Annotated in this window: 16 protein-coding genes; 1 reads left to right on the forward strand and 15 read right to left on the reverse strand. The window is 65.8% G+C overall.

What is annotated here, in order from left to right; all coding sequences use genetic code 11:
• Positions 1–8: 8 nt before the first annotated feature.
• The 5 genes from tilS to ISP20_RS00265 form a co-directional block, all read right to left on the reverse strand.
• The gene (gene tilS / locus ISP20_RS00245; protein ID WP_338030946.1) at positions 9–1298 is read right to left on the reverse strand and encodes a tRNA lysidine(34) synthetase TilS; all 1290 of its coding nucleotides are present in this window, start codon (positions 1296–1298) and stop codon (positions 9–11) included.
• Positions 1291–2046, reverse strand: a complete 756-nt coding sequence (locus ISP20_RS00250; RefSeq protein WP_204634065.1) for an NYN domain-containing protein — start codon at positions 2044–2046, stop codon at positions 1291–1293. Before ISP20_RS00250 ends, tilS begins: the two co-directional genes overlap by 8 nt.
• Before the next feature lie 135 nt (positions 2047–2181).
• Entirely contained in the window at positions 2182–3138 is a 957-nt protein-coding gene (locus ISP20_RS00255) for an acetyl-CoA carboxylase carboxyltransferase subunit alpha (RefSeq protein ID WP_204634066.1), read from the reverse strand.
• A gap of 112 nt (positions 3139–3250) precedes the next feature.
• Positions 3251–6811, reverse strand: a complete 3561-nt coding sequence (gene dnaE, locus ISP20_RS00260) for a DNA polymerase III subunit alpha (protein WP_204634067.1) — start codon at positions 6809–6811, stop codon at positions 3251–3253.
• 92 nt (positions 6812–6903) lie between these two features.
• On the reverse strand, positions 6904–7455 hold the full coding sequence (locus tag ISP20_RS00265) for a TlpA disulfide reductase family protein (RefSeq protein WP_204634068.1): 552 nt from the start codon (positions 7453–7455) through the stop codon (positions 6904–6906).
• A gap of 161 nt (positions 7456–7616) precedes the next feature.
• Here ISP20_RS00265 and ISP20_RS00270 point away from each other — a divergent pair, with 161 nt between their 5' ends.
• On the forward strand, positions 7617–9056 hold the full coding sequence (locus ISP20_RS00270) for an amino acid permease (RefSeq protein ID WP_204634069.1): 1440 nt from the start codon (positions 7617–7619) through the stop codon (positions 9054–9056).
• A 50-nt stretch (positions 9057–9106) separates the two neighbouring features.
• On the opposite strand, the gene ISP20_RS00275 is transcribed toward ISP20_RS00270, so the two are convergent.
• The 10 genes from ISP20_RS00275 to ISP20_RS00320 all read right to left on the reverse strand — a co-directional run bounded on the left by ISP20_RS00275 (position 9107) and on the right by ISP20_RS00320 (position 20049).
• Positions 9107–9304 carry a hypothetical protein gene (locus ISP20_RS00275; protein WP_204634070.1) on the reverse strand — a complete coding sequence of 66 codons (198 nt, stop codon included), beginning with the start codon at positions 9302–9304 and terminating at the stop codon, positions 9107–9109.
• A gap of 335 nt (positions 9305–9639) precedes the next feature.
• Positions 9640–10278 (reverse strand): ribonuclease HII, encoded by a 639-nt coding sequence (locus ISP20_RS00280; protein ID WP_204634071.1) that lies wholly within the window; start codon positions 10276–10278, stop codon positions 9640–9642.
• Positions 10271–11482, reverse strand: a complete 1212-nt coding sequence (gene lpxB, locus ISP20_RS00285; RefSeq protein WP_204634072.1) for a lipid-A-disaccharide synthase — start codon at positions 11480–11482, stop codon at positions 10271–10273. Before lpxB ends, ISP20_RS00280 begins: the two co-directional genes overlap by 8 nt.
• 61 nt (positions 11483–11543) lie before the next feature.
• Positions 11544–12317 carry an acyl-ACP--UDP-N-acetylglucosamine O-acyltransferase gene (gene lpxA, locus ISP20_RS00290; protein ID WP_204634073.1) on the reverse strand — a complete coding sequence of 258 codons (774 nt, stop codon included), beginning with the start codon at positions 12315–12317 and terminating at the stop codon, positions 11544–11546.
• Positions 12314–12787 carry a 3-hydroxyacyl-ACP dehydratase FabZ gene (gene fabZ / locus ISP20_RS00295; RefSeq protein WP_046972869.1) on the reverse strand — a complete coding sequence of 158 codons (474 nt, stop codon included), beginning with the start codon at positions 12785–12787 and terminating at the stop codon, positions 12314–12316. The genes lpxA and fabZ overlap by 4 nt, the downstream gene beginning before the upstream one ends.
• The gene (gene lpxD, locus ISP20_RS00300) at positions 12780–13808 is read right to left on the reverse strand and encodes a UDP-3-O-(3-hydroxymyristoyl)glucosamine N-acyltransferase (RefSeq protein WP_204634074.1); all 1029 of its coding nucleotides are present in this window, start codon (positions 13806–13808) and stop codon (positions 12780–12782) included. The genes fabZ and lpxD overlap by 8 nt, the downstream gene beginning before the upstream one ends.
• Positions 13809–13993: 185 nt before the next feature.
• Positions 13994–16462 (reverse strand): outer membrane protein assembly factor BamA, encoded by a 2469-nt coding sequence (gene bamA, locus ISP20_RS00305; protein WP_204634075.1) that lies wholly within the window; start codon positions 16460–16462, stop codon positions 13994–13996.
• Between the two features lie 215 nt (positions 16463–16677).
• Complete coding sequence (gene rseP, locus ISP20_RS00310) at positions 16678–18024, reverse strand: RIP metalloprotease RseP (protein ID WP_204634076.1); 1347 nt, start codon at positions 18022–18024, stop codon at positions 16678–16680.
• 22 nt (positions 18025–18046) lie between these two features.
• A complete protein-coding gene (locus tag ISP20_RS00315; RefSeq protein ID WP_239535129.1) occupies positions 18047–19234 on the reverse strand; it encodes a 1-deoxy-D-xylulose-5-phosphate reductoisomerase in 1188 nt (395 codons plus the stop codon).
• The gene (locus ISP20_RS00320) at positions 19231–20049 is read right to left on the reverse strand and encodes a phosphatidate cytidylyltransferase (RefSeq protein WP_204634077.1); all 819 of its coding nucleotides are present in this window, start codon (positions 20047–20049) and stop codon (positions 19231–19233) included. Before ISP20_RS00320 ends, ISP20_RS00315 begins: the two co-directional genes overlap by 4 nt.
• Positions 20050–20051: the final 2 nt, after the last annotated feature.

Genomic DNA, 20051 nt, shown 5'->3' on the forward strand with positions numbered 1-20051 from the left:
AACCAGGCTCAATAGGCCGGTTGCCATAGGGGACGCATCTCCCCGAACAAGGCTACGCCACGTGCAGTCAGCCAGCGGTCGCCCACGCCGATCAGCTCATCGCCCGCGTAGAGCAGGGGGCAGGCCGCCCGGCGCCAGGGTGGCATGGCGCTCTGCTGGAACAGGTCGCGCAGTTCGCGGGTATGGGCGTCGCCCGCGGGGCGCAACTGCTCGCCGCCCTGGCGCAGTCGGATGGCGAGCGGTTCGGCGAGTTGTCCTGGCGGGTCCAGCCGCAGGCTGCCGCCGTCCGGCAGGGCCAGCGGTTCGCCCTGCCAGGCGCTGTGCCAGTGCGGATCGATCGACGGCTGCGGCGGCAGCGCCCACAGGCGTCCCTTCCACACATGCACTTCGGCGCCGGCCCAGCGGATGCACGGCAGCTGCCCGTCGCGCGCGCTGCACTGGCGTTCGATCTGCTCGCGCTGCGCGGTGGTGGGTGCGCTGAGTCCGCGCGCATGCAGCCAGTCGTCGAGCAGGGGATGGCGCAGCGCCGGCGAAAGCGCGAGCCAGCCGCTGGCGTCCAGGCTGCCGGTGGCCGTGTCCAGCAACTGCGCCTGCGCACTGCGCCATTGCCGCTCCAGCGCTTCGGTGGCGGAACGGTTGAGGCTGGCGCTGTGCACGATGGAATCCACCGCCTGCGGCCAATGTTGGGTGAGGCGCGGCAGGATCTCGTGACGAAGGAAATTCCGCGCGAGGCGGGCATCCTGATTCGACGGGTCGTCGATGCACGGCAGTTCGTGTTCTTCGACGTACTGGCGCAACAGTTCGCGCGGCGTGTCGAGCAGCGGACGCCACAGCAAGCCTTCGCCGAGTCGACGCGTGACACGCATGCCGCCGAGACCTTCCGGTCCGGCGCCGCGCAGCAACTTCAGCAAGACCGTTTCGGCCTGGTCGTCGCGGTGATGTGCGAGCAGCAACCGTTCGCCTTTGCGCAGCGAGGCGGCAAAGGCGCGATAGCGCGCGTCGCGTGCCGCCGCTTCCAGTCCGTAGCCACGCGCGTGATCCACCTCGACGCGCAGCACCAGGCACCACACGCCCCATTCCTGCGCCAGCTGCTTGCAGTGGATCGCCCACGCGTCGCTCAAATCGTGCAGGCCGTGATCGATGTGCAGTGCACGCAATTCGCGCGCCTGTGCTTCCGGCATCTGCGACAGCGCATGCAGCAAGGCGGTGGAGTCGGGTCCGCCGCTGTAGGCCACGCACAAGTGACCTTGCGGCTGTTGCTGCAAAGCGAGTCGAAGCGTGTCGATCAGCTTATTCACGAGTGGCCGGCTTTTTGCCCTTGGTGCGCACGTAGATCACCTTGGGACGCCCTTCGCCGGGACTGCGCCGGTCCAGTTCGAACAGCGTGGTGGCGGCAATCAATTCGCTGAGCTTGTTGTAGCCGTAGCTGCGTGCGTCGAAGTTCGGACGTTGCTTGGTGATGATGGAGCCTACGCCGCCGAGCGCGGCCCAGCCGTCGTCGTCGGAGGCGGCTTCCAGCGCGTTGCGCAGCAGGTTCACCAGACTGGAATCCTGCTTGAGCTGCGCCGCCGTGCGCGGCTTGAGCGGCTGTTCTTCATCCGGCTTGCCGACCAGGATGTCGGTGTAGATGAACTTGTCGCAGGCCGCCACGAACGGGTCGGGCGTCTTGCGTTCGCCAAAGCCGTAGACGATCAGGCCGGACTCGCGGATGCGTGCCGCCAGCCGGGTGAAGTCGCTGTCGCTGGAGACGATGCAGAAACCGTCGAAACGCCCCGAGTACAACAAGTCCATCGCATCGATGATCATCGCCGAGTCGGTGGCGTTCTTGCCGCTGGTGTAGCCGAATTGCTGGATCGGCTGGATCGACTGGGTGAGCAGTTGTTCCTTCCAGCCCTTCAGGTGATTGGACGTCCAATCGCCGTAGGCGCGCTTGACGTGCGCGGTGCCGTATTTCGCCACCTCGGCCAGCAACGGTTCGGCGATGGTCGGCTGCGCGTTGTCGGCATCGATCAGGACGGCAAGCTTGTTGGCGAGTTCGTTGGCCATGGACGCGATTTCCCGACGGCGTTGCCTCGGATGGTAGCGCGCCGGTCGCACCTTTGTGGGAGCGCACCCTGTGCGCGCCGGTTCCGCAGGCCCCCGTCGCGCACAGGGTGCGCTCCCACAGGAGGTGCGGCGGTTTTATTCCGTGTACGCGCCGTAGCCGCGCAGGCGCTTGTAGCGCAGGTCCATCAGGTCCTTGATCGGCAGCGCTTCCAGCTCGTCGAGCTGGTTGAGCAGCACGGCCTTCAGGCGCACGGCCATCGAGTGCGGATTGCGATGCGCGCCGCCCAGCGGCTCACGCACGACCTTGTCGACCAGGCCCAGTTCGAGCAGGCGCGGCGCGGTGAGACCCAGTGCCTCGGCAGCATCGCGCGCCTTCTCGGCACTCTTCCACAGGATGGAGGCGCAGCCTTCGGGCGAAATCACCGAATACACGGAGTACTGCAGCATGATGGTGCGGTCGCCCACGCCGATGGCGAGTGCACCGCCCGAACCGCCTTCACCGATCACCGTGCAGATGATCGGCGTTTTCAGATCGGCCATTTCCAGCAGGTTGCGGGCGATCGCCTCGGACTGGCCACGCTCTTCGGCGCCGACGCCGGGATAGGCTCCCGGGGTATCGATCAGGGTGATCAGGGGCAGGCCGAAACGCTCGGCCATCTTCATCAGGCGCAGCGCCTTGCGGTAACCCTCGGGACGCGGCATGCCGAAGTTGCGGCGCACCTTGCCCTTGGTATCGCGTGCCTTCTGGTGGCCGATGATCATCACCGAGCGGCCATTGATGCGGCCCAGGCCGCCCACGATGGCCGCGTCGTCGGAATAGGCACGGTCGCCGGCCAGCTCATGGAATTCGTCGCACATCACGCTGATGTAATCGAGCGTGTACGGGCGGCCCGGATGGCGCGACAGCTGGGTCACCTGCCAGGGCGTGAGGTTGCGGAAGATCTCGTTGGTCTTGAGCTTCAGCTTCTCGCGCAGGCGTGCGACTTCTTCGTCGATATTGAACGCCTGCCCGTGACTGGCATGGCGAAGCTCTTCAATCTTCGCGTCCAGCTCGGCGATGGGTTGTTCGAAATCGAGGAAGTTAGGATTCATTCGGTGCAGTTCATGACACGGAAGCGCGCAAGTATACCGGGCCGCGGAATTTCGCGGGAACGGGGGCGTATGGGGGTGAGGAGAGGGTGAAGGTGGCTGTATTGGCCGGGGCTCAGTCGCCCCGTGGCCGGTCATCCGTCTTCACGATGCGCAGCTTTGCCGCCTCGACTCCCGGCACCGCGCGGATCGCCCGCAGCAGCTCGGGGATGGCGTCCACCCGCCATTCCTCGCCCAGCTCCAGGTCGGCCTGGGCGGTGGCGTTGTGATAGCCGTGCAGGATCACGCTGGCGCGTCCGCCGCGGTAGCCGGCCAGCGTGCGGCGAAGATCCTCGATGAAAGCCGGGTTCACCCCGTTCAGTTTTAAACGCAACAAGCGAGCATATCGGCGGCAGGCGTCGCCCAGGGTGTAGGCGCTGCGGGCGCGAACCGCAAAGCCGCCGCCGGAGAAATCGTCGATGCGCAGCCCGCCTTCCACCACCAGCAGTTCGTCGCGCGTGAGCAGCGGTGCGACCTGCTGGTAAAGCTCGCCGAAGAAACTCACTTCGATGATGCCGGTGCCGTCTTCCAGCCGCACGAACGCGTCGCTATCGCCGCGCTTGCGGATGGCCGTGACCATGCCGGCCACCGTCCACGGCGTATCCGGGCCGCGGCGGAAACGGTTGTTGTCGCCGTCGTCGTTCTTGCGCGGCTTTGGGGGCTGGTAACGGTCGGCGATCTCGCCCAGCGGGCAGGTGGAAAGCTGCGCGAGTTCGTCCTTCCACGGATCGGTGGGATGGCCGGAAAGATAGTGGCCGAGCGTGTCGCGCTCGCCCTGCAGCAACTGCTCCAGCGGCCATTCGGGCACCGTGGGCAGATCCACCTGCACAACCGGAGCCACGCTGCCCATCATGGCGCCGAACATGTCGTTCTGGCCGCTCTGGCGGTCGCGCAGATGCTGCTCGGCGACTTTCATCGCGTTCGGCAACTGCGCCATCAGGCTGGCGCGATTCTCGGCCAGCGCATCCAGCGAACCGGAGAGGATCAAGGCCTCCAGCACGCGCCGATTGAGCTTGGTCGAATCCACCCGGCGGCAGAAATCGGGCAGGTCCTTGTACGGGCCGTTGCGCTTGCGTTCGTCGGCAATCGCTTCGCACGCACCCTGGCCGGCGCCTTTGATCGCGCCCAGGCCGTAGCGGATCACCTTCGGTTCCACCGCCACGAACATGAACTCGGACGCATTGACGTCCGGCGGCAATACCTTCAGGCCGATCGCCTTCGACTCGTCGATGAAGGTGACGGCCTTGTCGGTGTTGTCCATGTCCGACGAAATCGTCGCGGCCATGAATTCGGCGGGGTAGTGCGCCTTCAGCCACGCGGTCTGATACGACACCAACGCGTACGCGGCGGCATGCGACTTGTTGAAGCCGTAGCCGGCGAACTTCTCCATCACGTCGAAGATTTCGTCGGCCTTGTTGCCGCTGACGCCGTCCTTCGCCGCGCCCTCGCGGAACTTGGCGCGTTCCTTCGCCATTTCCTCGACTTTCTTCTTGCCCATCGCGCGGCGCAGCAAGTCGGCGCCGCCGAGCGTGTAACCGCCCACGATCTGCGCCATCTGCATCACCTGCTCCTGGTAGACCATGATGCCGTAGGTCTCTTTCAGGACAGGCTCGACGCGCGGATCGGGATAGATCACCTCTTCGCGGCCGTGCTTGCGCGCCACGAAGCTGGGGATCAGGTCCATCGGGCCCGGGCGGTACAAGGCGCCCAGGGCGATGAGGTCTTCGAAGCGGTCGGCCTTCGCATCCTTGAGCATGCGCTGCATGCCGGCCGATTCGAACTGGAAGATCGCTACCGTCTGCGCCTTCTTGAACACCTCGTTGTAGGTGTAGGCGTCGTCCAGCGGCAGCGCGGAAATATCCAGCAGTTCTTCGCCGGTTTTCTCCCGGCGCAGATTGATCGCCTTCACCGCCCAGTCGATGATGGTGAGCGTGCGCAGGCCAAGGAAGTCGAACTTCACCAGGCCGACGGCTTCCACGTCGTCCTTGTCGTATTGCGTGACCACGCCCGCGCCGCCCGGTTCGCAGTACAGCGGTGCGAACTCGGTCAGCGGCTTGGGACCGATCACCACGCCACCCGCATGCTTGCCGACGTTGCGGGTGAGGCTTTCCAGGCTCAGCGCCAGGTCGATCAGCGTGCGCGCTTCTTCGTCCTGCTCGTAGAGCTCGCAGAATTCCTTGACGATGCGATCGGGTTCTTTCTTGGCCTTTTCCGAGCGACCCAGCACGCACTGCAGGGTGAGGTCGAGCGGGCGAGCGGGAATCAGCTTGGCGATGCGGTCGACGGCGTTGTAGCCCATGCCGAGCACGCGGCCGGAGTCGCGCAGCACGGCCTTCGCCGCCATCGAACCGTAGGTGATGATCTGGCTGACGTGGTCGCGGCCGTATTTGCGCGCCACGTAGTCGATCACCTCATCGCGGCGATCCATGCAGAAGTCGATGTCGAAGTCGGGCATCGACACGCGTTCGGGATTGAGGAATCGCTCGAACAGCAGGTCGAACTGGATCGGGTCCAGGTCGGTGATCTTCAGCACCCACGCCACCAGCGAACCCGCGCCCGAACCGCGGCCCGGTCCGACGGGAATGCCGTTCTGCTTACCCCAGTTGATGAAATCCGCCACGATCAGGAAGTAGCCGGGGAAGCCCATCTTGATGATGACGTCCAGCTCGCGTTCCAGTCGCGCTTCGTATTCCTCGCGCGTGCGACCCGGCGCAACGCCGGCGAATTCGAGCCGCTCCCTCAGGCCCTCGCGCGAGATCGCGCGGATGTAGCTGGCCAGGTCGTGGCCTTCCGGTACCGGGAAGTCGGGCAGGTAATAGGTGCCGAATTCCAGCTCCAGCGTGCAGCGCTTGGCCAACTCGACGGTGTTTTCCAGCGCTTCGGGAAGGTCGGCGAACAACGCCTCCATTTCCTCGGGCGATTTGAGGTACTGCTGGTCGCTGTAGTCGCGCGGACGCTTGGGATCGGCGAGCACGCGGCCCTGGTTGATGCACACGCGCGCTTCGTGCGATTCGAAGTTGTCCGCCTTGAGGAAGCGCACGTCGTTGCTGGCGATCACCGGCAGGTCGAGCTGCGAGGCCAGCGCCAGCGCCGCCACGTTCCAGTTTTCCTCGCCGTCGCGGCCGGTGCGGGTCAGTTCGAGATAGAGCCGGTCGGCCATCTGCGTGGCGAACGGACGCAGCCGTGCCGCCGCGTTGTCCACGCCCTGGTTGACCGCGATGCGCCCGGCTTCGCTTTCGCGCCCGAGCAGGGCGATCAGGCCGCGGGTGGCGTCCGGCGTGAGCCAGTTGGCATCGACCAGCGCGCGGCCGCTTTGCTGGCCGTCGCGCCAGGCGCGCGACACCAGGCGCGACAGGTTGAGATAACCCTCGCGATCCTGGCAGATGAGGGTGAGACGCCAGGGGCGCGGATCGTCGGGCGCGCTCACCCACACGTCGCAGCCGCCGATCGGCTTGATGCCGGCGGCGCTGCAGGCCTTGTAGAACTTCACCAGCCCGAACATGTTGCTGTCGTCGGTCAGTGCGACCGCGGGAATACCCAGGCGCACGCAGGCTTCGACCATCCCCTTGATGCGGATGGTCGAGTCGACCAGCGAGTATTCGCTGTGAAGGTGGAGGTGAGCGAAGCGGACGGACATGGCGCACGCGCGAGATGGATGTCCAGCCTAACGGCGCCGCACGGGACGGGCAAGAATTGACATTGCCGCCGGCGCGGCGGTTCCGCGCCGTATCAGGAGGACGCCGGGCTCGCGTTGGCGGTGTCGGTCGATGCGGGCGCGGGTTGGGCCAGCAGGTCGTCCACTTCCGTCATGATCGTGTCCAGCGAGTCTTCGCCATAGCCGGTATGGACATGGGCGATGCGCCCGTCGCGCCCGATCATCACCATGAAGGGCAGCCCGTCGATCTTGTACGGCTTGCCGATGCGGTTGTCGGCGGCGTCGTAGGTGAGGATGACCTCGAGGTTCTTCCAGCGGCGGCTGAGATCCTTGTACTTGTCGTAGTCGTCGTCGTGATTGACGCCGATCACCTGCAGGTCGGCAGTGCCCTTGAGCTTCTGCAGCGCGGCCAGCACCGGGAGTTCTTTGCGGCAATAGCCGCACCAGGAGGCCCAGAAGCTCACGATCACCACCTTGCCGTGCAGGTCGGAGACCCGTACTTCATGACCATCCCTGGCGTGCCCGAGGTAGTCGGGCGGCACATCGCCCGGTCCGGGGCGGGCCTGGCACAGACCGGCCAGGCCTAGCGCCAGCACGGCCAGCGCCATTCGAATCGAGCGTCTCATGGTTTCTCCCCTTGGGCTGGCGAAGCATAGCGGAGCCATCGGGCCGGCCTGCGGCCCTGGACGAGCCGGACTTGTGGCGGTTGCGGGGAAGGCCGGGGACTGGCATGGTCCGGTGTTTTATCCATCTGTACGGCGGCCTGGCGGTTGCCGGGGAAGCGCCGATGTCATTGCTCCGTTCACTGTTCACCATCAAGCCCGTCGAAGCCTCGCTCTCGGCCAGCGACAACATGCGCCGCACGCTGGGGCTGAAGGAACTGATCGTGCTGGGCGTGGGTGCGGTGATCGGCGCCGGCATTTTCGTGATCACCGGCCAGGCGGCGGCCGAGCACGCCGGCCCGGCGCTGACCATCTCCTTCGTGCTGGCCGGCCTGGCCGCCGCGTTGGCGGCGCTGAGTTACGCGGAGTTCGCGGCCATGCTGCCGGTGTCGGGCAGCGCGTATGTCTATGCGTACGCGACCCTCGGCGAGCTGCTGGCCTGGTTCATCGGCTGGAACGTGGTGGCCGAATACTTGCTGGCGGTGTCGTCGGTGGCGGTGGGCTGGTCGGGCTACGGCGTGGGCCTGCTGCACAGCATGGGCATTGACGTGCCGGCCGCGCTGGCGAATGCGCCGCTGGCCTTCGTCGACGGGCATTTCGTGATGACCGGTGCGTTGATCAATCTGCCGGCGCTGCTGGTGGTCGCCGCGATCACCGCGCTGCTGTACTCGGGTACGCGACAGTCGACGCTGTTTGCCAGCGCGGTGGTGGTGCTGAAGGTGCTGGTGGTGATCCTGTTCGTGGTGGTCGGCCTGCAGTACATCGACACTTCGCTGTGGCATCCGTATGTGCCGGAGAACCAGGGCGGTACGCATTACGGCTGGTCCGGCGTGTTCCGTGCGGCGACCAGCGTGTTCTATGCCTATATCGGTTTCGACGCGGTGGCCACGGCGGCGCAGGAAACGCGCAATCCGCAGCAGAACGTGCCGGCCGGCATCCTGATTTCGCTCGCTGTGTGCACGGTGCTCTACATCATCGTGGCGGCGGTGCTGACGGGCCTGGTGCCGTATCCGCAGCTGGCTACGGCCGAGCCGGTGGCCACCGCGCTGGCGGCGCATCCGCAGCTCGCGTGGCTGAAGCTGTTGACCCAGGTGGGCGCGGTGGCAGGCCTTACCTCGGTGATCCTGGTCATGCACCTGGGCCTGGCGCGCATCCTCTACACCATGGCCGGCGATGGCCTGCTGCCGCGCACGTTCGGCGCGGTGCATGAGCGCTTCAAGACGCCTCACCGCACGACGGTGCTGGTTGGCGTCATCGGTGGCCTGCTGGCCGCGGTGTTCCCGCTGAGCCTGCTGGGCGACCTGCTTTCCATGGGCACGCTGCTGGCCTTCGCCACGGTGTGCATCGGCGTGCTGGTGCTGCGTCGCACGCGGCCCGAGCTGCCGCGCGGTTTCCGCGTGCCGGCCGCACCGGTGGTGTGCTCGCTCGGCGTGATCGTCTGCCTGTTCCTGCTGGCGCAGATGAATGCCGGCAACTGGATGCTGCTCGCGGGCTGGACCGCGATAGGCATGCTGATCTACATCGGCTACGGCTACCGCCACAGCGTGCTGCGGCAGCGCGGCTGATCGCACGGCGTGCGGCGACGATGGCGCTCCATCGTCGCCAGCCATCGGCTTCACCAGATGTGGAATCGTTCGCTCATGTCGTAACGGTCGAGGTAGTGCTCCAGTCCCTGCACCCGTAGCGGTTGCAGGTCGTAATCGACGTGCTGGTATTCGGCCTCGGCGATCGCCTCCATCTCATCGGGAGTGAGTTGCGACAGGGGCGAGATGTTGGGACTGAGGTCGGCTTCGTTGGGGCGGTGAGTGCTCATGACGCAACTCCTGCGGTCGAACGCGCGCTTGGAGTCCTCGATGACCACGCGGCTGGGGAGATCGCGTGGGGCCAGCGTCCCTGCCTGATGGAAGCACACCGCCGTGTTGGCGTGGGTGAGGCGAGCGTCGGTGGCTTCGCTTCCTTAATCCTTCGGATGCAGCTGCAGCGAAAAAGGTTGCCTCGACACGGGATGGCAGGCGGCCTGCCGCTGCTTGATTTCAAGCGTAGCTTAGCGCTGTTGCGCGCCGATGACGTGGGTCATTGGGCATGCGCCGGGGCGGATGGATTGGCCCCGGTGTTGCATTCGGCGTTGCGGCTCAGCGCCGGTGAGCTTCAGAACAACACGCCCTGATCGACCAGGATCTTCACCGGCGCAAAGCTGCGTCGATGATGCGGGCAGGGGCCCAGCCGCTGCAGCGCAGCCAGATGAGCCGGCGTGCCGTAGCCTTTGTGTTCGGCAAAGCCGTAGCCCGGATGCTCGCGATCGAGTTCCACCATCCAGCGGTCGCGTGTGACCTTGGCCAGGATCGATGCCGCGCTGATGGCCGGCTCCAGCGCATCGCCGCCGATGATGGCGCGTCCGGCACAGGGCAGGTCGCGCGGCAGTGCGTTGCCGTCGATCAAGGCTTCGTGCGCACACGGATTGAGTCCCGCCAGCGCGCGGCTCATACCGGTCATGGTGGCCTGGAAGATGTTGATGCGGTCGATCTCGTCGGACATCACCATCACGATGCTGTAGGCGAGGGCGCGGTCCACGATTTTCTCGTAGAGCGCTTCGCGCTTGGCGTGCGTGAGCTTCTTGGAATCGTCGAGGCCGCGGATGCGCGGCTTGGACGCATCCAGGATCACCGCGGCGACCGCCACCGGACCGGCCAGCGGTCCGCGTCCTGCTTCGTCGACGCCGGCGATGAAGCGCACCACGGCATCGGGCGCTGGCGCCTCGCGACGCGCCCTGGCGTTCGCCTCAGCCATGGCGTGCCTCGATCAGTTCGGCAACCGCATCGGCGGCAAGGTCGCCCGCATGGCCTTGCAGGTCGCCGCGCAGCGCCAGATGCAATTGCTCGAATGCAGCCACGATGGCGCCGCGGCGCTCGCTGTCCTGGAACAGCGCGAGCGTGGCTTCGGCCAATTTGTCGGCGGTGAAATCGTCCTGCATCAGCTCGGGTACCAGCACCACGTCGTCGCCCATGCCGTTGGCGCGAGCCAGGATGTTGGGCAGCGAATAGACGTCCGTCTTGAGCATGTTCAGCGCGCGCGCGATGCGGTAGCTCACCGGCGAGACCCGGTAACCCACCACCATCGGACGCTTGGCCAGCATGGCTTCCAGCGTGGCCGTCCCCGAGGCGAGCATCACCACATCGGCGGCCAGCATCGCTTCATGCGCATGGCCGTCGAGAAGCTGCGGCGCACTTTCATCCTGGGCGTTGCCGATGATCTGCTTCAGGCTGGCGTGCACGCGCTCGTTCGCGGCCGGCACGATGATGCGCAGCCCCGGCATCTGCGCGGCGACCTTGCGCGCGGCTTCGATGAAAGCGCTGCCGAGCTGCTTGATCTCGGAACCGCGGCTGCCGGGCAGCACCGCGAGCACGGGAACGCTGAGCGGAATGCCGAGGAAATCGCGGGCGCCGATGCGGTCGGAGACCAGCGCAAAGCGGTCGGCCAGCGGATGACCGACGAAGCGCGCATCGACGCCGTGACGTGCGTAGATCGCCGGTTCCATCGGGAACAGGCACAGCACGCGGTTCGCGCTGCGTCCGATCTTCTCGGTGCGCTTCTCGCGCCATGCCCAGACCGACGGGCTGACGTAGTGCACGGTGCGCAGGCCGGCTTCGCGCAGGCGTTTTTCGACGCCGAGGTTGAAGTCCGGCGCATCGATGCCGACCACCACATCGGGCCGCGCGGCGATGAGCCGCGCCACCAGTTCCTTGCGCAGCTTAAGCAGGCGGGGCAAATGCGAGACGACTTCGGCGAAGCCGAACAGCGACAACTCCCTGATGTCGTACCAGGAGTCGAAACCGGCGGCTTGCATGCGTGCACCGCCGATACCGACGAAGCACGCCTCCGGGTAACGGCGGCGGAGCGCGGCAACCAGGTCGGCCCCCAACTGGTCGCCGGAATCTTCGCCGGCGATGATGGCGATGGTGGGGGCGCGCCTGGTTACTTGGTTTTCAAGCATGTCGCGACTGCCTCAAGAGCCAGGGCCCGTGCCTATTTTGCTGATATGAGCAAAGCTCATATCAGCGTGCCAGCGAGCGCTCGCTGCGGTCCAGAAATTCCAGCATGGCGCGCACGTCTTCGCTGTCGCCGGCCTGCGCGCTCAGCTGTTCGCGGGCATCGGCCAGGGTCAGGCCGGCCATGTAAAGCGTGCGGTAGGCGCGCTTGATCGCCGAAATGCGCGTGGTATCGAAACCGCGGCGCTTGAGCCCTTCGCTGTTGATGCCGCGCGGACGGCCGCGCTGCTCGTTGGCCATCATCACGAACGGCGGCACATCCGAACCCAGCAGGCAGCCCATGCCGATGAAGGCATGCGCGCCGATCTTGCAGAACTGGTGCGCGCCGGAGAAACCCGCCATCACCACCCAGTCGCCCACTTCCACGTGGCCGGCCAGCGCGGAGTAGTTGGAGAACACCGTGTTGTTGCCGATCTGGCAATCGTGCGCGATGTGCACGTAGGCGAGGATCCAGTTGTCGTTGCCGATGCGCGTGGCGCCGCCGCCATCGCTGGTGCCGCGGTTGATGGTGACGAACTCGCGGATCAGGTTGCGGTCGCCGATGATCAGCTCGGTGGGCTCGCCCTTGAACTTCTTGTCCTGCGGCGCGCCACCCAGCGAGGCGAACTGACTGATCTGGTTCTCGCGGCCGATGCGCGTGGGACCTTCGATCACCACGTGCGGACCGACCACCGTGCCTTCGCCAATATGCACGTCAGCGCCGATCACGCTGTACGCGCCGATGCTCACGTCATTGGCGATGACGGCGGAAGGATCGATCTGCGCGGTGGCATGGATCATTTGTCGGACCTCGCGGCGCACATCAGTTCGCAGCTGGCCACTTCCTTGCCGTTGACGATGGTGCGTGCCTCGAACAGGCCCATGCTGCGCAGCAGACGCTTCAGTTCCACTTCGAGACGCAGCTGGTCGCCCGGCACCACCGGCGCGTTGAAGCGCGCGTTGTCCACCTTGGCCAGATAGAACAGCGGACTGCCCGTGGTGCCCTTGAGGCGGCTGGAGATCTGCGTGAGCAGGCCGGCGGCCTGGGCCATGGCTTCCACGATCAGCACGCCCGGCATCACCGGATGACCCGGGAAATGGCCCTGGAAGAACGGCTCGTTGATCGTCACGTTCTTGATCGCCACGGCGCTCTTGTCCGGCACCAGCTCGATCACCCGGTCGACCAGCAGGAACGGGTAGCGGTGCGGCAGCAGCTGCTGGATCTGCTCCACGTTCACGGGCAGGTGGAAAGGCACGGTCAGGTCACTCATTGTTGCTGTCCTTCTCCAGCGCCGAGAGCCGGCGCACGTATTCATCAAGATGTTTGAAACGAGCTGCGTTGCGTCGCCACAGGCGATTTTCCTGCAGCGGCACGCCCGACGAGTATTCCCCCGGTTCGCGTATGGAGTGCGTGACCAGGCTCTTGGCGGTAATGGTAACCCGGTCGGCCAGTTCCAGATGGCCCAGCACGCCGGCATTGCCGCCAATCATGCAATAGCGGCCGATCTTGGCGCTGCCGGCCACCGCGGCGCAGCCGGCCAGGGCGGTATGGGCGCCGATGTAAACGTTGTGGGCGATCTGGATCTGGTTGTCCAGCCGCACGTCTTCCTCGAGCACGGTGTCGTCCAGCGCACCGCGGTCGATGGTGGTGTTGGCGCCGATCTCGCAGTCGTCGCCGATGCGCACGCCGCCCAGCTGGGGCAGCTTGATCCAGTGGTCGCGATCGAAGGCGAGGCCGAAGCCGTCCGAGCCGATCACCGCGCCCGGGTGCACCAATACCCGCTGGCCCAGCGTGACGCGGATCACCAGCGTCACCCGCGCCACCAGCCGGCATTGCGCGCCCACCGTGCACTCGGGACCGACGATGCAATGCGGGCCGAGGATGGCGCCGTCTTCCACCACCGCGCCGTCCTCGATCACGCACCCGGGGCCGATGCTGGCGGTGGGTGCGACGCGGGCCGTCGGCGCCACCACGGCGGTGGGATGGATGCCCTGCGGCGAGGCGGGCAGGCGTTCGAACAGGGCGGCGATCTTGGCGTAGGCCACGTAGGGATCGCGGGCGACCAGGGCGAGCACCGGGCTTTCGGCCACGTTCTCCTCGCGCATCACCACCACGCCGGCGCGGGTCGAGGCCAGTTGCGAGGCGTATTTGCTGTTGGAAAGGAAGCTGAGCTGGCTGGGGCCTGCACCGGCAAGAGTGCCGACGCCATCGACGACGTGCGAGCCGTCGCCGTGGCACACCAGGCCAAAACGCTCGGCCAGCTCGGAAACGGTGATCTGAAATAGGCTCATGTCGGCTCCCTGCAATCGACGCATTGTAGGGCGCCCCGCCAGGGGCATCAAAAAATCTCGACGAGAGATGGGTTGGAGATCGTGCCGGCGATGGCCCGAAGCGTGGCCGCCCGAGAGGCGGTTCACAAAAAAAGGCGCGGCATGGCCGCGCCTTCTGTGGTTTCAGCCTTGCGTCGGTCAGCCGATCAGAACTGGCTGCCGAAGGTGAACTGGATGCGCTCTTCGTAGTGACCGTCATCCGCCTGGGTGCGCAGCGGCACCGCGAAGTTGATGATCAGCGGGCCGATCGGCGCCTGCCAGTGCAGCGAGATACCGGTGGAGACGCGCAGCGTCTTGGCGGTGAAGCTCTGGTAGTCCTGGTAGGCGTTGCCGACGTCCACGAACCACGACACGCGGGCCGTGTTGATGTCCTTGAGGAACGGCAGCGGCAGGTACAGCTCGGCCGTGCCCAGCACCTTGAACGCACCACCCAACGGCTGCGCGTAGCTGTACACGCTGCCGTTACAGGTACCGTTCGGCGACGGCGTGATCGGCACCTGCTTGCCGCTGGCATCGGCCACGGTGCCCACGCAGACGCGGGGACCGAGCGTGTTGTCCTGGAAGCCGCGAACGTCGCGCACACCGCCGGAGTAGAAGTTTTCCCAGAACGGGAAGGTGATCTTCTCGCCGGCCGTGTAGGTGGTGCCGCCGTCGTAGTCGAAGGTCTGGCCGTAGGTCTTGCCGTAGCCGACCTGGCCGTCCATGTACAACACGAAGCCCTTGCCGATCGGCCAGTAGTGGTTCGCCTCGCCCATGATCTTCACGTACTGCACGGTGGAGCCGGGCAGGGCGATGTCGGTCGAGAGCGAGATCAGGCCGCCGCGGGTGGGTGCCCAGTAACCGTTGCGGGTGTCGTGGTTCCAGCCCAGCGTGGCATCCCAGGTGTGGATGGTCTGGTGACCCAGCGCGTTCTGGTAGTCGATCAGCACCTGCGGCGAGTAGTTCGCCGTCTGCGTCACGGTGTTGCCGTTTTCGTCGACGGTCAGGTACTGGTAGCTGAGGTTGATCTTGTTGCTGCTGAGGCCCAGGCCGGCGCGGATGTTGTCCGTTTCGGAAATCGGGAAGCTCAGGAAGCTGGAGAACGACTTCATCGAACTTTCGTAGTTCACGAAGTCGCTGTTGGTGTCGCCGTAGTTGCTCTTGGTGTAACCGGCGTTGTAACCGATACCCACGCCGCTGTCGGTGAGGTACGGGTTGAAGTAGCTGGCGTTGATGCTGGTGGAGTAATCGCTGCGCGATGCGCCCACGGTGAAGCTGTCACCGGTGCCCATGAAGTTGTTCTGCGACACCGACGCGGACAGGATGATGCCCGAGTACTGCGAATAGCCCACGCCGAACATCAGGCTGCCGGCGGACTGTTCTTCCACCTTCACGGTCAGGTCGACCTGGTCTTCGGTGCCCGGCACCAATGCCTTGTCGATGTTGACGGTCTTGAAATAGCCCAGGCGCTGCAGTCGGATCTTCGAACGGTCGATCGCCGGCTGCGAGAACCAGCTGCCTTCCAGCTGGCGCATTTCGCGGCGCATCACGTCGTCTTCCGTGCGGGTGTTGCCCTGGAAGATCACGCGGCGCACGTACACGCGCTTGCCCGGCTCGATGTACAGGGTGAGGTCGACGGTGCGCTTGTCCTTGTCCAGCTTCGGCACCGGCGTCACCTTGGCGAACGCGTAACCGATGCTGGCCAGGATGCTCTTGATCGCGTTGGTGCTCGCTTCGATCGCCTTGCGATTGAAGGTGTCGCCCTTGTGCACGTAGACCAGCTGATGCAGCGCATCCTCGGGGAGGATCAGCTCGCCGAGCAGGTGCACGTCGGAAATGGTGTAGATGTCGCCTTCCTTGACGCTGGCGGCGATGTACATCGAGCGCTTGTCCGGCGCGATGGCCACCTGCGTGGAGTCGACGCCGAAGTCGGCGTAGCCGCGGTCCATGTAGTAGGACTGCAGCTTCTCCAGGTCGCCCGAGAGCTTTTCACGCGAGTACTGGTCGTCCTTCGAATACCACGACAGCAGGTTGGACGTGTCGGACTCGAAACCCTTGCGGATTTCCTTGTCGGTGAACGCCTTGTTGCCGACGATGTTGATTTCCTTGATCTTCGCGACCTTGCCTTCGCGAATTTCGATGTCGATGGCCACGCGGTTGCGGTCGAGCTGGGTCACGTGCGGATCGACCGACACGTTGTACTTGCCGCGGTTGTAGTACTGGCGCACCAGTTCCTGCTGCACGCGATCGAGCGACAGGCGGTCGAAGGTCTCGCCTTCGGACAGGCCGATTTCTTTCAGGCCCTTGCGCAGATCTTCTTCTTTGATGTCCTTGTTGCCGCGCAGGGTGAGCTTGGCGATCGAGGGACGCTCGACCACCTTGATGACCATGATGTCGCCTTCGCGATCGATTTCCACGTCGCTGAAGAACTTGGTCTGGTACAGCGCGCGAATCGCACGCTGGGCGGCGTCGTTGGTCAGACGGTCGCCACGGTTGACCGGCAGGTAGTTGAGCACCGTGCCAGCGGAAATGCGGCTGAGGCCATCGATACGGATATCGGAAACGACAAAGGGCTCGAAAGCGAGAACATTGGCGGAGAGTGAGGCAAGCAGGATCAGGGCGGCGATACGCTTCATCGTCGATTCCGTTGGTTTATTCCGATGAGGCGGCCGAAACCGCCCCGATCAATACGTGAAGCCAGGACAAGCCCAGCCTTGAAAGGGTGCTTGCATCTTCCCCAGATGCGCCGGGTAAACCACCGCCGTGTTTCCGTAGCAAGCGCGTGATCGCGCACGCTGCAGATACGGCTGTCCGTCGGACGTCGCGCGACTTTCGGCAAAGCCGGTACGCGTCACGAGGGCAGGAAGCGGTGGATGTCGTTGTAGAAAGCCAGTCCCATTAACGTGAACAACATGACCAGGCCGACATACTGACCTGCCATCATCGCACGTTCGCTGACGGGGCTGCCTTTAACCAACTCAATAAGGTAATACAGCAGCCAACCACCGTCCAAGACGGGAATCGGCATGAGGTTGAGGATCGCAAGACTTAGCGAGACCAGGGCCAGGAAGCTGAAGAACCAGCCGATGCCCATGTTCGCCGAGGCATTGGCCACCTGGGCGATGCCGATGACGCCGGAAAGGTTCTTGGTCGAAGCCTGTCCGGTCAGCATCTTGCCGATCATGTTGAAAGTGGAGGCGGCGCTGTTCCAGGTCATTTCGAACGAGGCGCCGATGGCCTTCAGCGGGCCGTAGCGGAGCACGGCCGGCTCGCGCTGGGTGAACTGCACGCCGATCACCCAGTTGGTCGGCTGGCCTTCCAGCGACTCCATGCGGGCGGTGACGGACAGCGGCAGGGTGCTGCCGTTGCGGTCCACCACGATCGCCAGGGTCGGCGACTTGGCCGCTTCCTGGGGCACCAGGCGCTGGAACTCTTCGTAGCTGTCGACGGCGGTGCCGTTGAGGCTCTTGATCCGGTCGCCGCCCTGCATGCCGCCGACGGAGGCCGGCTTGCCGGGAAGCACCACGCCCACCACGGCCGGCGTCGGCGCCGGCTTCAGGCCCAGCTCGTCCAGGTACTGGCCGATGTCCTGGCCCGCCGGCAGCTGGTTGAGCGGTAACACCAGGTTGCGCGTGGCGCCGTCCGAGCCGCGCACCTGCATGGGCAGCGGGTCGCGGCCGAGCAGGGCGTTGACCACGGCATCCATGGAGTCGCTCAGGGTGGCCACTTCGCGGCCGTCCACGCTCAGGATGCGGTCGCCGGTGCGCACGCCCGCTTCGGCGGCGATGCTCTTGGGCGTGGCGGCCACCACCGGCGCGATGTCCGGCTTGCCGACCAGGAACATCAGCCAGAACGCGAACAGGGTGAAGATCAGATTGAAGGCCGGGCCGGCGGCCACGATGGCGATGCGCTGCCACACCGGCTTGGCGGTGAACTCCTGGCCGGCGAGCGCGGGATCGACCTCGCCTTCGCGGGCGTCGAGCATCTTCACGTAGCCGCCCAGGGGGATCATGGCAACCTGGTACTCGGTGCCGTCCTTGCCGATGCGCTTCCAGATGGCCTTGCCGAAGCCCACGGAAAAACGCAGCACCTTGACGCCGCAACGCCGTGCTACCCAGTAGTGTCCAAATTCGTGAAAGGTCACCAGCACGCCTAGCGTGACAAGTAACCAAAACACTGAGCCAAATACACTATTCATCGGTGAGAGCTTATCAGGCTTGTCAGCAAGCGTTGCGAAGAATGCGGCGGGCAGCCGCGCGGGCCGAACGGTCGCGTTCATTGAGAGACTGAACATCGACCACAGCTTGCGGCGGCAGTTCCGTGAGTACGCTCTCGACCAGATCGGCAATGCCGAGGAAGGGTAGCGCGCCGGCCAGGAATGCCTCCACGGCGACCTCGTTGGCGGCATTGAGAATGGCGGTGGCGTCGCCGCCGGCGCGCAGGGCCTGGAAGGCCAGCGCCAGGCAGCGGAAGGTCGCCAGGTCGGGTTGCTCGAAGGCGAGCGGCGCGCAGGCGGCGAGGTCCAGCGGCGCCACGCCAGCTTCGATGCGCGCCGGCCACGCCAGCGCATGGGCAATCGCCGTACGCATGTCCGGGTTGCCCAGCTGGGCCAGCACCGAACCGTCGACGTATTCGACCATCGAGTGCACCAGGCTTTGCGGATGCACCAGCACGTCGATCCGGTCGGCGGCCGCGCCGAACAGGTGATGCGCCTCGATGACTTCGAGGCCCTTGTTCATCAGGGTGGCCGAGTCCACCGAAATCTTGCGTCCCATCACCCAGTTCGGATGCTTGCAGGCCTGCTCCGGGGTAATGCTCGCAAGCTCGGCGCGGCTACGCCCACGGAACGGCCCGCCGGAGGCGGTCAGGATGAGCCGGCGCACGCCGCTCGCCGCCAGGTTGGGGCGGCCGCCCGGCAGGCACTGGAAGATCGCGTTGTGTTCCGAATCCACCGGAATCAGTTCGCCACCGCCCACGGCCAGCGCCTCGAGCAGCAGCGGGCCGGCCATCACGATGGATTCCTTGTTGGCCAGCAGCAAGCGCTTGCCCGTGCGCGCCGCGGCCAGGGTCGAATCGAGCCCCGCCGCGCCCACGATGGCGGCCACCACGGTGTCGCACAGCGCGCCCGCGACGGCCTGCGTCACGGCGTCATGTCCGCTGGCCACATCGCAGCGGACGCCGGCCGCGCTCAGGCGGCGGGATAGTTCGCCTTCCAGCGCGGGATCGGCAATGACCGCCAGTTCCGGACGAAAACGGATGCACAGATCGGCCAGCGCGGCGACGTTGCTGTGCGCCGTGAGCACGGTGGCGCGAAAACGATCGGGATGGCGGGCGATGACGTCGAGCGTGCTGCCGCCGATCGAGCCGGTGGCGCCGAGCACGGCGACCTTGCGCAACGGCTGACTCATAGGCCCAGCAGCAACATGCCGGCAGCGAAGACGGGCAGGGCCGCGAACACGCTGTCCAGCCGATCGAGCAGGCCGCCATGGCCGGGAAACAGGTTGCCGGAATCCTTCACCGCCGCATGGCGCTTCATCAGGCTCTCGAACAGGTCGCCCACGATCGAGACGACCACCACGAACACCGACAGCACCAGCAGGCCGATCAGCTTGCCGCCGGTGACGCCGAGCAGCGAGCCGCCCACGCCGGCGACGATGGCGCCCGCCACGAAAGCACCGTAGACGCCCGCCCAGGTCTTGCCGGGGCTGATGGTGGGAGCGAGCTTGCGGCGACCGAACTGGCGACCGCTGAAATAGGCGCCGATATCGGCGGCCCAGACGATCAGCAGCGCGAGCATGGTCCACCAGTTGCCGCGGTCGGCCGCGCCGTGAATGGTCACGGTGGCGATCCACGCCGGTACGATGGTCAGCAGGCCGGCACCCAGCTTGATCAGGACATTTTCGCGCGTGGGCGCGGCCCCGAAGGCGAAGTGACGCAGCCATTGACCGACCACGATCCACCAGCTCACGCCGATGCCGATCAGCACCGGCCAGGCGATGCCGCCGCGCTGCCACCAGCACAGCGCGAAGATCGCGGCAGTGAGCACCAGCAGGCCGGCGCGCGCACCGGTGGCCTTCAGGCCCGACAGCCGGGTCCATTCCCACATCGCGGCCAGGAAGGCGAGGGCGACGATTGCGGCGAAAAGACCCGTCGGCGCCAGCAGGATCAGGGCGATCACCAGCGGGGCAAGCAGCAGTGCGGTCAGGGTGCGCTGGAGCAGCATGG

It is taken from the genome of Dyella kyungheensis, from assembly GCF_016905005.1.
In the GTDB taxonomy this organism is placed as follows: Bacteria; Pseudomonadota; Gammaproteobacteria; order Xanthomonadales; family Rhodanobacteraceae; genus Dyella; species Dyella kyungheensis.

Excerpts from the sequence above, each read along its gene's own strand:
- ISP20_RS00250 (WP_204634065.1), bottom strand. The coding sequence starts at position 2,046 with ATGGCCAACGAACTCGCCAACAAGCTTGCCGTCCTGATCGATGCCGAC.
- ISP20_RS00255 (WP_204634066.1), bottom strand. The coding sequence starts at position 3,138 with ATGAATCCTAACTTCCTCGATTTCGAACAACCCATCGCCGAGCTGGAC.
- dnaE (WP_204634067.1), bottom strand. The coding sequence starts at position 6,811 with ATGTCCGTCCGCTTCGCTCACCTCCACCTTCACAGCGAATACTCGCTG.
- ISP20_RS00265 (WP_204634068.1), bottom strand. The coding sequence starts at position 7,455 with ATGAGACGCTCGATTCGAATGGCGCTGGCCGTGCTGGCGCTAGGCCTG.
- ISP20_RS00270 (WP_204634069.1), top strand. The coding sequence starts at position 7,617 with ATGTCATTGCTCCGTTCACTGTTCACCATCAAGCCCGTCGAAGCCTCG.
- ISP20_RS00275 (WP_204634070.1), bottom strand. The coding sequence starts at position 9,304 with ATGAGCACTCACCGCCCCAACGAAGCCGACCTCAGTCCCAACATCTCG.
- ISP20_RS00280 (WP_204634071.1), bottom strand. The coding sequence starts at position 10,278 with ATGGCTGAGGCGAACGCCAGGGCGCGTCGCGAGGCGCCAGCGCCCGAT.
- lpxB (WP_204634072.1), bottom strand. The coding sequence starts at position 11,482 with ATGCTTGAAAACCAAGTAACCAGGCGCGCCCCCACCATCGCCATCATC.
- lpxA (WP_204634073.1), bottom strand. The coding sequence starts at position 12,317 with ATGATCCATGCCACCGCGCAGATCGATCCTTCCGCCGTCATCGCCAAT.
- fabZ (WP_046972869.1), bottom strand. The coding sequence starts at position 12,787 with ATGAGTGACCTGACCGTGCCTTTCCACCTGCCCGTGAACGTGGAGCAG.
- lpxD (WP_204634074.1), bottom strand. The coding sequence starts at position 13,808 with ATGAGCCTATTTCAGATCACCGTTTCCGAGCTGGCCGAGCGTTTTGGC.
- bamA (WP_204634075.1), bottom strand. The coding sequence starts at position 16,462 with ATGAAGCGTATCGCCGCCCTGATCCTGCTTGCCTCACTCTCCGCCAAT.
- rseP (WP_204634076.1), bottom strand. The coding sequence starts at position 18,024 with ATGAATAGTGTATTTGGCTCAGTGTTTTGGTTACTTGTCACGCTAGGC.
- ISP20_RS00315 (WP_239535129.1), bottom strand. The coding sequence starts at position 19,234 with ATGAGTCAGCCGTTGCGCAAGGTCGCCGTGCTCGGCGCCACCGGCTCG.
- ISP20_RS00320 (WP_204634077.1), bottom strand. The coding sequence starts at position 20,049 with ATGCTGCTCCAGCGCACCCTGACCGCACTGCTGCTTGCCCCGCTGGTG.